This is a genomic window from Streptomyces sp. NBC_01232, assembly GCF_035989885.1.
In the GTDB taxonomy this organism is placed as follows: Bacteria; Actinomycetota; Actinomycetes; order Streptomycetales; family Streptomycetaceae; genus Streptomyces.
The window spans coordinates 1,946,854-1,959,124 of record NZ_CP108518.1 but is presented as its reverse complement, the minus strand read 5'-3'; the positions used below and the strand labels follow the sequence as shown (position 1 = coordinate 1,959,124).

The window sequence follows — 12,271 nt, the reverse complement described above, 5'->3', positions numbered from 1 at the left end:
CTGGCGCGCTACAGTCCCCGCACACCAACGTTACTGATCGGTAAACCGGTAAGGGGACGAACACATGCGGCTCGGCATCAATCTTGGTTACTGGGGCGCGGGCATGGACGCCGACAACCTCGCCGTCGCCCAGGAGGCCGACCGCCTGGGTTACGACGTCTGCTGGGCCGCCGAGGCCTACGGATCGGACGCCCCGACCGTGCTCGCCTGGGTCGCCGCCCAGACCGAGCGCATCGACGTCGGTTCGGCGATCCTCCAGATCCCGGCCCGCCAGCCCGCGATGACCGCCATGACCGCGGCCACCCTCGACTCGCTCACCAAGGGCCGCTTCCGGCTCGGCCTCGGCGTCTCCGGCCCGCAGGTCTCCGAGGGCTGGTACGGCGTCAAGTTCGACAAGCCGCTGGCCCGCACCCGCGAGTACGTGGAGATCGTCCGCAAGGCCATGACCCGCGAGCGGCTGAGCTACGAGGGCCAGCACTGGACCCTGCCGCTGCCGGGCGGCCCCGGCAAGCCGCTCAAGCTGACCGTGCACCCCGAGCGCGAGCACATCCCGCTCTACATCGCCGCCATCGGGCCCAAGAACCTGGAGCAGACCGGCGAGATCGCCGACGGCGCGCTGCTGATCTTCCCGGCCGCCGAGCACCTGGAGGCCACCGCGCTCACCCACATCCGGGCGGGCCGCGAGAAGGCCGGGCTGACCATGGAGGGCTTCGACGTCTGCCCGACCGTGCCGCTGGCCCTCGGCGAGGACGTGAACGCGCTCGCGGACATGTTCCGCCCCTACACCGCCCTGTACGTGGGCGGCATGGGCAGCCGGAAGCAGAACTTCTACAACCAGCTGGCCCAGCGCATGGGCTACGAGAAGGAAGCCGCCGAGATCCAGGACAAGTACCTGGCGGGCGACAAGAACGGCGCGGCCGAGGCCGTCCCGCACTCGCTGATCGACTCGACGACCCTGCTCGGCCCGGTCGCCCGGATCGCGGACGGAATGCGGGCCTACGCGGAGGCCGGGGTCACCACCCTCACGCTCGCCCCGGCCGGATTCACCCTGGACGAGCGGATCGCCGCGCTGCGCGCCGGCACCGAGGCCATGGAGCTCGCGGGCCTCGCCTGATCCGGGTGCCGGCGCGGTCCGCGCCGGCAGAACGTTCTGCGGCCGTGGTGGGGGCTCGGGGGGTCTTCCCCGCCACGGCCGACACAGCGAACAACGCCGCAGACGCCCGCCGGGTTACGCGCGGCGGTCCACCCCCCGATTTCGTTCATTCGGACGAGTAGTGAGACCTTTCGGTTGCCCGCCCCGCCGACCGGCGTTTGACTCGTTCCATGCTCTCTGCCCGCAGCCTGTTCCAGGAGATCGTCGACAACGACGACTCCTTCCAGCTGTTCTGCTCCATCGCCGCGAGCGGGGAGACCCAGGGCGGCTGGGAGAACGCCCGCATCGCGGCCCTCGTGCCGGACGGCATGCGCCACCTCGCGCCGAAGATCACCCGGCACGGCGCCGACGAGGACAAGCACGGCCGGATCTTCGACGCCCTGCTGCGCAAACGCGGCCTGCCGTCCGTCCCGGTACCCCCCGAGACGGACTACACGATGCTGCTGGAGCGGCGCGGCATCGGCCTCGCGCACGAAAAGCTGCGCCGGGAGGAAGCGCTGACCGAGGAGGACATCGTCGTCTACCTCGCGCACAGCCGCGTCACCGAACAGCGCGCCGCCGACCAGATGGACATGCTCGTCAGGTACTTCGGCGACCACCCCGAGGTGGGCAGGGCGATCCACATGATCAGCCACGACGAGGACAACCACCTCGCCTACTGCCACGAGGAACTGCTGCGTCTGGCCCGGTCCGGCTACGGCCGCACCATCCAGCGGGTGCTCCGCGAGAGCGCGCTCGCCGAGATCACCGTCTACCGCGACGTGAGCCTCGCCGTCATGGACCACATGGGACGGCTGCTGCACTGGCCCGCGCCGAAGGCGGCCGCGCTCACCGCCGGAATCCACGGGATGTACGCCTACGAGCGGTTCAGCGGCTGGCACCGGATGGTGAACCTGCGGATGCCGGAACGCCTGGACGCCCTCGGCGGCCCGCCGGCCACCGAGCCCAGGGTCGGCCACGCCCCGCGCGGGCGGGAACTCAGAGCCAGCCCCGGCGCTTGAACATCCGGTGCAGGCCCAGGCACGCGGCCGCCATGACCACCAGTACCGCCGGATAGCCCCACACGTGCCCCAGCTCCGGCATGTGGTCGAAGTTCATGCCGTAGATCCCCGCCACCATCGTGGGGACGGCCGCCATCGCCGCCCACGCCGAGATCTTGCGCATGTCGTCGTTCTGCCGCAGGCCCATCTGCGCGAGATGCGCCGACAGCGCGTCCGACAGCAGCCGGTCCAGGCCCTCGATGTACTCGTTGGCCTTGGTCAGGTGGTCGGCCACGTCGCGGAAGAACGGCTGGGCGTGCTCGTGGACGAAGGGGACCTCCCCGAAGGCGAGCCGGTCCATCGGCTGGAGCAGCGGGCTCGTGGCCCGGCGGAACTCCAGTACCTGCCGCTTGAACCCGTAGATCCGGGCGGCGGTGTTCTTCGTGTCCGAGGCGTTCGGCGCGAAGACGTCGGCCTCCAGCTCCTCCAGGTCCGCCTGGAGCTCGGCGGCCACCTCGATGTAGTGGTCGACCACCGCGTCGGACACCGCGTACAGCACCGCCGTCGGGCCGTGCCGCAGCACGTCCGGCTCCTGCTCCAGCCGGTGCCGCACGGCGGCCAGCGGGGCCCCCTCGCCGTGCCGGACCGTGACCACGAACGAGTCCCCTATGAAGACCATCAGCTCGCCCGCGGTCACCGTGTCGGTGTCCTCGGCGTACTGCACCGGCTTGAGGACGACGAACAGCGAATCGTCGTACACCTCCAGCTTCGGGCGCTGGTGCGCGGTCAGCGCGTCCTCCACCGCCAGCGGGTGCAGGCCGAACTCCTGGCGGACATGGTCGAATTCCTTCGCCGTCGGCTCGTGCATGCCGATCCAGAGGAACGCGTCACCGGTCGCCCGGGCCTCGTCCAGGGCGTCCGAGAAATCCTCGGGCCCCTCGGTGCGGCGGCCGTCCCGGTAAATCGCGCAGTCCACAATCACGCGGGGCATTCTTCCCTGCCCACGGCCAGCCCGCACGCCCCCGACAGCGCATACGCTGACCCCATGGCCACGCTGATCCTCGTACGACACGGGCGGTCCACCGCCAACACCGCAGGGCTGCTCGCCGGATGGACCCCCGGAGTGGCCCTCGACGAGCGCGGCGCCGAGCAGGCCGCCGCACTGCCCGGCCGGCTGGCCGGGGTGCCGCTGGCCGCCGCCGTCACCAGTCCGCTCCAGCGCTGCCGGGAGACCCTCGCGCCCCTGCTCGCGGCCCGGCCCGAGCTGGAACTGCACACCGACGAGCGGATCGGCGAATGCCACTACGGTGACTGGTCCGGCCGCAAACTCTCCGAGCTCTCCGACGAACCCCTGATGAAGATCGTCCAGCAGCACCCGTCGGCGGCCGCCTTCCCCGGCGGCGAGTCCATGCGCGCCATGCAGGCGCGCGCCGTGGACGCCGTACGGGACTGGGACACCCGGATCGAGCAGGAGCACGGCAGCGACGCCGTCTTCCTGATGTGCTCGCACGGCGACATCATCAAGTCCCTTGTCGCGGACGCCCTGGGCATGCACCTGGACCTCTTCCAGCGCATCCACGTCGACCCCTGCTCGGTGACCGCCATCCGGTACACCGCCACCCGGCCGTTCGTGTTCCGGCTCGGCGACACCGGGGACTTCGGCTCGCTCGTACGGCGCCCGGCCGCACCCGAGGTCGTCGCGTCGGACAAGGACACCGAAGACGCCGGGAACGCCGTCGTGGGAGGCGGTGCGGGCGCGGCTTGATCGCGCGGCGCAGTAGGGTGGACGGGCCAACACAAGGGCACAGACCTGCCCCTGCCGCCGAGACTTGGAGACTGGACGTGCCCCGTCAGGTGTTCCTCTACGACCCCCCGGACCGCTTCGTGGCCGGCACGGTCGGTCTGCCGGGACGCCGTACGTTCTTCCTGCAGGCCTCCGCCGGCCCCCGCGTCACCAGCGTCTCCCTGGAGAAGACCCAGGTAGCGGCGCTGGCCGAGCGGATGGACGAGCTGCTGGACGAGGTCGTACGGCGCACCGGCGGCAATGCCCCGGTCCCGGCCGTCGCCCCCGCCGAGGCCGCCGACACGGCGCCGCTCGATGTCCCGGTCGACGAGGAGTTCCGCGTCGGCACCATGGCCCTGGCCTGGGACGGCGAGGAACAGCGCATGATCGTCGAGGCCCAGGCGCTCGTGGAACTCGACGCCGACTCCGACGAGGACCTCGCCGACGCGGAGGAGCGGCTGCTCCAGGACGAGGAGAACGGCCCGCCGATGCTGCGGGTCCGCCTCACCGGCGCCCAGGCCCGGGCGTTCGCCAAGCGGGCCCTGGACGTGGTCAACGCCGGCCGCCCGCCGTGCCCGCTGTGCAGCCTGCCGCTGGACCCGGAGGGGCACGTGTGCCCGCGCCAGAACGGCTACCGGCGCCAGGCGTGACGGACACGGGGGAGCTGGAGGAACTGCTCGCCAAGGGCGAGCTCACCGTCGTCGGCCGGATCCGCGAGGCGTCCAACGCCGTCCTGCTCTGCAGCGTCACCCACGGCGACCTGAGCGCCGACTGCGTGTACAAGCCGGTCAAGGGGGAGCGGCCGCTGTGGGACTTCCCCGACGGGAACCTCGCCCAGCGCGAGGTCGCCGCCTACCTCGTCTCCGAGGCCACCGGCTGGGGACTGGTACCGGCCACCGTGCTGCGCGACGGACCCTACGGCGAGGGCATGGTCCAGCGGTGGATCGAGGCGGAGCAGCCGGCCGAGGACTCCCCGCTGGGCGGGCTCCTCGGGCTCGTCGACGGCGAGGAGGCGGGGGAGGGCTGGAAGCCCGTCGCCCTCGCCGAGGTCGGTGAGGGCCGCACCGCGCTGCTCGTGCACGCCGACGACCCCCGGCTGCGGCGGATGGCCGTACTGGACGCCGTGATCAACAACGGTGACCGCAAGGGCGGCCACCTGCTGCCCGCGCCCGACGGACGGCTCTACGGCATCGACCACGGGGTGACCTTCCACACCGAGGACAAGCTGCGCACCCTCCTGTGGGGGTGGGCGGGCGAGCCGCTGACCGACGAGGCGCGCGAGGTGCTGACCGGCTTGGCCGCCGGGCTGGCCGGGGGAGCGCCGCTGGCCACCCGGCTGGCGGAACTGATCACCCCGGTCGAGCTGGCCGCCGTACGGGCCCGGGTGGCGCACCTGCTGCGCACCGGGATCCACCCCCGGCCGTCCGGGCAGTGGCCGTCGATCCCCTGGCCACCGGTCTGAACCAGCCACCGGCCGTACGCACAGAATCGGCCAGATCGCAAGAGTGCCGATCAAGACAACAGTGCAGGTCCAGTTCGTTTCCGGAACATCCGTCCGGTTAGGCTCGAGACATGCATGCCTGGCCCGCTTCTGAGGTCCCCGCCCTTCCTGGCAAGGGCCGCGACCTCCAGATCCACGACTCCGCGACCCGGGGGACGATCACCCTCGCCCCCGGTCCCGTCGCCCGTATCTACGTCTGCGGCATCACCCCGTACGACGCGACCCACATCGGTCACGCGGCGACCTACAACGCGTTCGACCTCGTACAACGCGTGTGGCTCGACACCAAGCGGCAGGTCCACTACGTCCAGAACGTGACGGACGTGGACGACCCGCTCCTGGAGCGGGCACTGCGCGACGGCCAGGACTGGACCGAGCTGGCGGAGCGCGAGACCGCGCTCTTCCGCGAGGACATGACGGCCCTGCGGATGCTGCCGCCGCAGCACTACATCGGGGCCGTCGAGGCCATACCGGGAATCGTGCCGCTGGTCGAGCGGCTGCGCGACGCCGGCGCCGCGTACGAGCTCGACGGCGACGTCTACTTCTCGGTCGAGGCCGACCCGCACTTCGGCGGGGTCTCCCACCTCGACGCCGAAGCCATGCGGCTGCTCTCGGCGGAGCGGGGCGGCGACCCCGACCGCGCCGGCAAGAAGAACCCGCTGGACCCGATGCTGTGGATGGCCGCACGTCCGGGCGAGCCGAGCTGGGACGGCGGCTCGCTGGGCCGCGGCCGGCCGGGCTGGCACATCGAGTGCGTGGCGATCGCCCTCGACCACCTGGGCATGGGCTTCGACATCCAGGGCGGCGGCTCCGACCTGGCGTTCCCGCACCACGAGATGGGCGCCTCGCACGCCCAGGCGCTGACCGGCGAGTTCCCGATGGCCAAGGCGTACGTGCACGCCGGCATGGTCGCGCTGCACGGCGAGAAGATGTCGAAGTCGAAGGGCAATCTCGTCTTCGTATCGGCCCTGCGGCGCTCCGGGGTGGACCCGGCGGCCATCCGCCTGGCGCTGCTCTCGCACCACTACCGGGCCGACTGGGAGTGGACCGACGAGATCCTCGCCGAGGCCGTGGCCCGGCTGGAGCGCTGGCGCGCGGCCGTCTCCCGCCCGGACGGCATCCCGGCCGACGCCCTGGTCGAGGAGGTCCGCGAGGCCCTGGCGAACGACCTGGACGCCCCTGCCGCGCTGGCGGCCGTGGACCGCTGGGTCGAGCACCAGATCGCCACGGACGGCGACGACGAGTCGGCCCCCGGCCTGGTCTCGCGCACGGTGGACGCCCTCCTGGGCGTGGCCCTGTAACCCGGCCGCAGCGACACTGATGCCCCTGGCCCACCGGGCCGGGGGCATCTCCCTTTCCGCGGGACGGGGACGGGCCGGGCGCTGCCCGGACCCGGTCCTCAATCGCCGGACGGGCTGAAATACAGCCCCGCAAGGCCGGGCGCAGCCCGGGGCGCTCGCGCCGCGGCGCCGCGCGGGCTACGTCTCCGGTGCCTCCGGGGGGCCGTCCTCTTCCGGCGGGGCCGCCGGGGGTTCGCCCCCGGCGGGGTCCGGCTTGCGCTTCGGGGGGCGGGGGAGGCCCCCGCTCGTGTCCCGCAGGTACGAGCCGTCGCCCGGCTCGGCCGACGGCGCCGCGGGGTCACGCCGCCGAAGGTACCGCTCGAACTCGCGGGCGATCGCGTCGCCCGAGGCCTCCGGCAGGTCGGCCGTGTCGCGGGCCTCCTCCAGCGTCTGGACGTACTCGGCCACCTCGCTGTCCTCGGCGGCCAGTTGGTCCACGCCCAGCTGCCACGCCCGTGCGTCCTCGGGGAGTTCGCCCAGCGGGATCCGGATGTCGATCAGATCCTCCAGGCGGTTCAGCAGCGCCAGCGTCGCCTTCGGGTTCGGCGGCTGCGAGACGTAGTGCGGCACCGCCGCCCACAGGGACACCGCCGGCACCCCGGCGTGGGTGCAGGCCTCCTGCAGGATGCCCACGATCCCCGTCGGACCCTCGTACTTCGTCTCCTCCAGGTCCATCGTCCGCGCCAGATCGGCGTCCGAGGTCACCCCGCTGACCGGCACCGGGCGGGTGTGCGGGGTGTCACCCAGCAACGCGCCCAGGATGACGACCATCTCCACGCCCAGTTCATGGGCGAAGCCGAGGATCTCGTTGCAGAACGACCGCCACCGCATGGACGGTTCGATGCCCCGGACCAGCACCAGGTCACGCGGCTTGGCACCGCCGATCCGGACCACCGAGAGCCGTGTCGTCGGCCACGTGATCTTCCGTACCCCGTTGTCCAGCCACACCGTCGGCCGGTTGACCTGGAAGTCGTAGTAGTCCTCGGCGTCGAGCGCCGCGAAGACCTCGCCCTTCCACTCCCGGTCCAGGTGTGCGACCGCACCGGAGGCCGCGTCACCCGCGTCGTTCCAGCCCTCGAACGCGGCCACCATGACCGGGTCGATCAGCTCGGGCACGCCCTCAAGCTCGATCACCCAGGTCTCCTTCCGAAGTTCCCTTGCGTACGTGGGTCAGCCTAAGCCTTGAAGAGGCACCGGCCACAGCCCACGACAGAGGGGCGGTTCCCCTCGGAACCGCCCCTCTGCCCGCTCACGACACCGCTTATGCCTTGTCGGCCAGCATCTCCTCGACACGGGTGCGCACCGCGTCGTCGTCCAGGCCGCGGATCGTCACCGTCGTACGGCGGCGCAGCACGTCGTCGACCGTCTCGGCCCACTCGTTGTCACGGGCGTAGGCGACCTGCGCCCAGATCTCCGGACCGTCCGGGTGGATCCGCTCGGCCAGCGCAGGGTCCTCGTTCGCCAGGCGCGCGATGTCGAAGGCCAGCGAGCCGTAGTGCGAAGCCAGGTGGCGGGCGGTCAGCGGGTCCATCCGCGTGCCGGGCTCCCGGTCCACCAGCAGCCGGTGCGCGACCGCGTTCGGGTTGGCGACACCGGGCAGGGCGATCCGGCGCACCAGCGACTTCACCGGCTCCATGTCCTCGGTCAGCGGGCTGCCCGGGAGCTTCGCCAGCTTGTCGATGACGACGCGGCCGATGTGGCGGTACGTCGTCCACTTGCCGCCGGCCACCGACAGCATGCCGCCGGCGCCCTCGGAGACGACCGTCTCGCGCTTGGCCTTCTCGACCCCGCCGGGGCCGCCGGGCAGCACCCGCAGGCCCGCGAAGGCGTAGGTCATCAGCGAGCGGTCCAGGTCTGCGTCCTTCACCGAGAAGGCCGCCTCGTCCAGGATCTGCTGGATGTCGGACTCGGTGGCGCGCACGTCCGCCGGGTCGCCCTCGTACACCTCGTCGGTGGTGCCGAGCAGCAGCTGGTCCTCCCACGGGAGGGCGAAGGTGATGCGGTACTTGTCGATCGGGGTGGCCATGGCGGCCTTCCACGGCGACTTGCGCTTCATGACGATGTGCGCGCCCTTGGAGAGGCGGATCGACGGCATGGAGTGCTTGTCCTCCATGCGCCGCAGGTGGTCCACCCACGGGCCGGTGGCGTTGAGCACGACGCGTGCGTCGACCCCGAACTCGGTGCCGTCGAGACGGTCCTTGAGCTCGGCGCCGGTGACCCGGCCGCGGGTCTTGCGCAGCCCGGTGACCTCGGCGTGGTTCAGGACGACCGCGCCCGACTCGACGGCCGCGCGGACCGTCATGACGGCGACGCGGGAGTCGTTCATCTGGTGGTCGTAGTAGACCGCGACGGCCTTGAGGTTGTCGGTCTTCAGGCCGGGGTTGTCGGCGACGGCACGGGCCGGGGATATGACCTTGCCCATGCCGTCGCCGAAGGCCGAGAGGGCGGAGTAGGCGAAGACGCCCGCGCCCAGCTTGGCCGCACCCACCGGACCGCCCTTGTAGACCGGCAGGTAGAAGGTGAGCGGGTTGACCAGGTGCGGGGCCACGTCCTTGGCCAGCACCCGCCGCTCGTGGTGGTTCTCCGCGACCAGCTTGACCGCGCCGGTCTGCAGGTAGCGCAGGCCACCGTGGACGAGCTTGGAGGAGGCCGAGGAGGTGGCGCCGGCGAAGTCGCCGGCGTCCACCATGGCAACCCGCAGGCCCGACTGCGCGGCGTGCCACGCCACGGAGGTGCCCAGGATTCCACCACCGATGACGAGCAGGTCGTACGTGGCCTTCGACAGCTGCTCGCGGGTCTGCGCGCGGCTGACGTTGGCACCGGCGGTCGGGTGCGTGCCCAGTGCGGGAACGCTCTGCAGGCTGCTCATATCTCTCTTAGCTCCTCGTCGATTGACTCAGCTGAGTGCGGTCAGCTGGCGTCTTCGTCGTCGACCCAGCCCATGGAACGCTCCACGGCCTTGAGCCAGCTCTTGTACTCGCGGTCCCGCTGCTCGGCGGGCATCCGCGGGGTCCACTCCGCCGCGCGGCGCCAGTTGGCGCGCAGGGCGTCGGTGTCGGGCCAGAAGCCGACGGCCAGGCCGGCGGCGTAGGCGGCGCCGAGGCAGGTGGTCTCGGCGACCATCGGGCGCACCACGGGGGCGTCCAGGAAGTCCGAGAGCGTCTGCATCAGCAGGTTGTTGGAGGTCATGCCGCCGTCGACCTTCAGGGCCGCGAGCTCGACGCCCGAGTCCTTGGTCATGGCGTCGGTGATCTCGCGGGTCTGCCAGGCGGTGGCCTCCAGGACGGCACGGGCGATGTGCGCCTTGGTGACGTACCGGGTGAGGCCGGCGATCACACCGCGGGCGTCGGAGCGCCAGTACGGGGCGAACAGGCCGGAGAAGGCCGGCACGAAGTAGGCGCCGCCGTTGTCCTCGACCGAGGAGGCGAGGGTCTCGATCTCGGCCGCGGACTTGATCAGGCCCATCTGGTCGCGCATCCACTGGACGAGCGAGCCGGTGACGGCGATGGAGCCCTCCAGCGCGTAGACCGGCGCCTGGTCGCCGATCTTGTAGCCGACCGTGGTCAGCAGGCCGCTGTAGGAGTTGATGACCTTGTCGCCGGTGTTCATCAGCATGAACGTTCCGGTGCCGTACGTGGACTTGGCCTCGCCCTCGGCGAAACAGGTCTGGCCGAAGAGGGCGGCCTGCTGGTCACCGAGCGCCGAGGCGACCGGGACACCGGCGAGGACGCCGTCCTTGACGTGGCCGTAGATCTCGGCGGAGGACTTGATCTCGGGGAGGATGTCGAGCGGCACCTCCATGGACTCCGCGATCTTCTCGTCCCACGCCAGGGTGTGCAGGTTCATCAGCATGGTGCGCGACGCGTTGGTGACGTCGGTGACGTGCACACCGCCCTGGGCGCCACCGGTGAGGTTCCAGATGACCCAGGAGTCCATGGTGCCGAAGAGGATGTCGCCGGCCGCGGCGCGCTCGCGCAGGCCCTCGACGTTGTCCAGCAGCCAGCGGGCCTTCGGGCCGGCGAAGTAGCTCGCCAGCGGCAGGCCGGTCTCGCGGCGGAAGCGGTCCTGGCCGACGTTGCGGCCGAGCTCCTTGCACAGGGCGTCGGTGCGGGTGTCCTGCCAGACCAGCGCGTTGTGGACCGGCTCGCCGGTGTGGCGGTCCCACAGGACGGTGGTCTCGCGCTGGTTGGTGATGCCGACGGCCTTGACGTCCGCGGCGGTGATCTCGGCCTTGGCGATGGCTCCGGCGACGACCTCCTGGACGTTGGTCCAGATCTCGGTGGCGTCGTGCTCGACCCAGCCCGGCTTCGGGAAGATCTGCTCGTGCTCCTTCTGGTCGACGGCGACGATGCGGCCGTCGCGGTCGAAGACGATGCAGCGGGAGGAGGTGGTGCCCTGGTCGATCGCGGCGATGAAGGGGCCGGTGCTGGTGGTCATAGTGGCTGCTCCTGGCAGGTCTGGTGAGTAGGCGGAATCAGGAGGGCGGTGCGGATCTTACGATCTTGCCGGTACTGCTGATCAGGCGAACGCGATGTTGTAGAGACCACCGGCGAGCGCGGCACCGACGAGCGGGCCGACCACCGGGATCCAGGAGTAACCCCAGTCGGAGCCGCCCTTGTTGGGCAGCGGCAGCAGGGCGTGCACGATACGCGGACCGAGGTCGCGCACCGGGTTGATGGCGTAGCCGGTCGGGCCACCGAGCGAGAGACCGATGCCGACGACCACGAAGGAGGTGATCAGGACGCCGATGACACCGAGGCCCTTGCCGCCGTCCTGGAGACCCTGGGTCAGGATCGCCAGGATCAGAACGGCGGTACCGATGATCTCGGTCGTGAGGTTCTGCACGACGTTACGGATCTCGGGGCCCGTGGAGAAGATGCCGAGCACCGGACCGGCCACATCGTGCGGGTGCGGGTCCTCGGGACCGAGCTTGGCGTCGCGGATGTGCTCCGGGTCCGCCAGGTGGACGCGGAACTGCCCGTAGTAGGTGATCCACATCAGGACCGCTCCGAGCATCGCGCCCAGCAGCTGGCCGGCGAAGTAGACCGGGACGTCGCCCCACTCGCCGTTCGTGACGGCGATGCCGACGGTGACCGCCGGGTTGAGGTGCGCCCCGGACAGCGGCGCGGAGACGTAGGCGGCGATCAGTACGGCGAAACCCCAGCCGAACGTGATGGCGAGCCAGCCCGCATTGCGGGCCTTGGAGCTCTTGAGTGTCACTGCGGCGCAGACGCCACCGCCGAGCAGTGTGAGCAGGGCGGTACCGATGGTCTCGCCGATGAAGATGTCGGAGCTGGACACCCGCGACTCCTTTGTACGTCCAGGGGTGGGCGGACACCGGGTCCCTCCGGTGGTTCCGCGCACTCGGTGAGTGCTGCACCGGTCCGTGGCCTTGTCGCATCCTAGCGCGTATTGCCGGTAGGTGTTCGACAATGCCGACCGATGAACGGCAGTTTTCCGCCCAAGTGAAGAACGCGTCAAGGGTCGGCCAGGCCAAAGTGTCGGATCGTTACC

General features: G+C 71.1%; 11 protein-coding genes. 6 read left to right on the top strand and 5 right to left on the bottom strand.

The features are described from left to right. The first annotated feature begins 64 nt into the window (after positions 1-64). Both OG444_RS09255 and OG444_RS09250 read left to right on the top strand, forming a co-directional pair. The gene (locus OG444_RS09255; RefSeq protein ID WP_327261699.1) at positions 65-1,114 is read left to right on the top strand and encodes an LLM class F420-dependent oxidoreductase; all 1,050 of its coding nucleotides are present in this window, start codon (positions 65-67) and stop codon (positions 1,112-1,114) included. A 209-nt stretch (positions 1,115-1,323) separates the two neighbouring features. Further along, positions 1,324-2,154 carry a ferritin-like domain-containing protein gene (locus tag OG444_RS09250; RefSeq protein ID WP_327261698.1) on the top strand — a complete coding sequence of 277 codons (831 nt, stop codon included), beginning with the start codon at positions 1,324-1,326 and terminating at the stop codon, positions 2,152-2,154. On the opposite strand, the gene OG444_RS09245 is transcribed toward OG444_RS09250, so the two are convergent. Beyond that, positions 2,132-3,124, bottom strand: coding sequence for a magnesium and cobalt transport protein CorA (locus OG444_RS09245; RefSeq protein WP_327261697.1), 993 nt, complete (start codon positions 3,122-3,124; stop codon positions 2,132-2,134). The genes OG444_RS09250 and OG444_RS09245 overlap by 23 nt on opposite strands. A gap of 54 nt (positions 3,125-3,178) precedes the next feature. On the opposite strand from OG444_RS09245, the gene OG444_RS09240 reads away from it, so the two are divergent. The 4 genes from OG444_RS09240 (at position 3,179) to mshC (ending at position 6,718) form a co-directional block, all read left to right on the top strand. Beyond that, positions 3,179-3,898, top strand: a complete 720-nt coding sequence (locus tag OG444_RS09240; protein WP_327261696.1) for a histidine phosphatase family protein — start codon at positions 3,179-3,181, stop codon at positions 3,896-3,898. Between the two features lie 77 nt (positions 3,899-3,975). Beyond that, entirely contained in the window at positions 3,976-4,566 is a 591-nt protein-coding gene (locus OG444_RS09235; RefSeq protein WP_327261695.1) for a DUF3090 domain-containing protein, read from the top strand. Continuing rightward, entirely contained in the window at positions 4,530-5,378 is an 849-nt protein-coding gene (locus OG444_RS09230) for an SCO1664 family protein (protein ID WP_327261694.1), read from the top strand. Before OG444_RS09235 ends, OG444_RS09230 begins: the two co-directional genes overlap by 37 nt. Positions 5,379-5,488: 110 nt before the next feature. Next, positions 5,489-6,718 (top strand): cysteine--1-D-myo-inosityl 2-amino-2-deoxy-alpha-D-glucopyranoside ligase, encoded by a 1,230-nt coding sequence (gene mshC / locus OG444_RS09225; RefSeq protein ID WP_327261693.1) that lies wholly within the window; start codon positions 5,489-5,491, stop codon positions 6,716-6,718. Positions 6,719-6,895: 177 nt separating this feature from the next. Here mshC and OG444_RS09220 read toward each other — a convergent pair whose 3' ends face one another. The 4 genes from OG444_RS09220 to OG444_RS09205 form a co-directional block, all read right to left on the bottom strand. Beyond that, positions 6,896-7,891, bottom strand: coding sequence for a PAC2 family protein (locus OG444_RS09220; RefSeq protein ID WP_327261692.1), 996 nt, complete (start codon positions 7,889-7,891; stop codon positions 6,896-6,898). 127 nt (positions 7,892-8,018) lie between these two features. Continuing rightward, positions 8,019-9,626, bottom strand: coding sequence for a glycerol-3-phosphate dehydrogenase/oxidase (locus OG444_RS09215; protein WP_327261691.1), 1,608 nt, complete (start codon positions 9,624-9,626; stop codon positions 8,019-8,021). 41 nt (positions 9,627-9,667) lie between these two features. Continuing rightward, the gene (gene glpK / locus OG444_RS09210; protein ID WP_327261690.1) at positions 9,668-11,194 is read right to left on the bottom strand and encodes a glycerol kinase GlpK; all 1,527 of its coding nucleotides are present in this window, start codon (positions 11,192-11,194) and stop codon (positions 9,668-9,670) included. Positions 11,195-11,275: 81 nt separating this feature from the next. Continuing rightward, a complete protein-coding gene (locus tag OG444_RS09205) occupies positions 11,276-12,058 on the bottom strand; it encodes an MIP/aquaporin family protein (protein WP_327261689.1) in 783 nt (260 codons plus the stop codon). Between the last annotated feature and the right edge of the window lie 213 nt (positions 12,059-12,271).

What these genes read in the sequence shown, in the direction of transcription:
- mshC (WP_327261693.1), top strand. Translation starts at nt 5,489, where the DNA reads ATGCATGCCTGGCCCGCTTCTGAGGTCCCCGCCCTTCCTGGCAAGGGC.
- OG444_RS09255 (WP_327261699.1), top strand. Translation starts at nt 65, where the DNA reads ATGCGGCTCGGCATCAATCTTGGTTACTGGGGCGCGGGCATGGACGCC.
- OG444_RS09250 (WP_327261698.1), top strand. Translation starts at nt 1,324, where the DNA reads ATGCTCTCTGCCCGCAGCCTGTTCCAGGAGATCGTCGACAACGACGAC.
- OG444_RS09215 (WP_327261691.1), bottom strand. Translation starts at nt 9,626, where the DNA reads ATGAGCAGCCTGCAGAGCGTTCCCGCACTGGGCACGCACCCGACCGCC.
- OG444_RS09240 (WP_327261696.1), top strand. Translation starts at nt 3,179, where the DNA reads ATGGCCACGCTGATCCTCGTACGACACGGGCGGTCCACCGCCAACACC.
- glpK (WP_327261690.1), bottom strand. Translation starts at nt 11,194, where the DNA reads ATGACCACCAGCACCGGCCCCTTCATCGCCGCGATCGACCAGGGCACC.
- OG444_RS09245 (WP_327261697.1), bottom strand. Translation starts at nt 3,124, where the DNA reads ATGCCCCGCGTGATTGTGGACTGCGCGATTTACCGGGACGGCCGCCGC.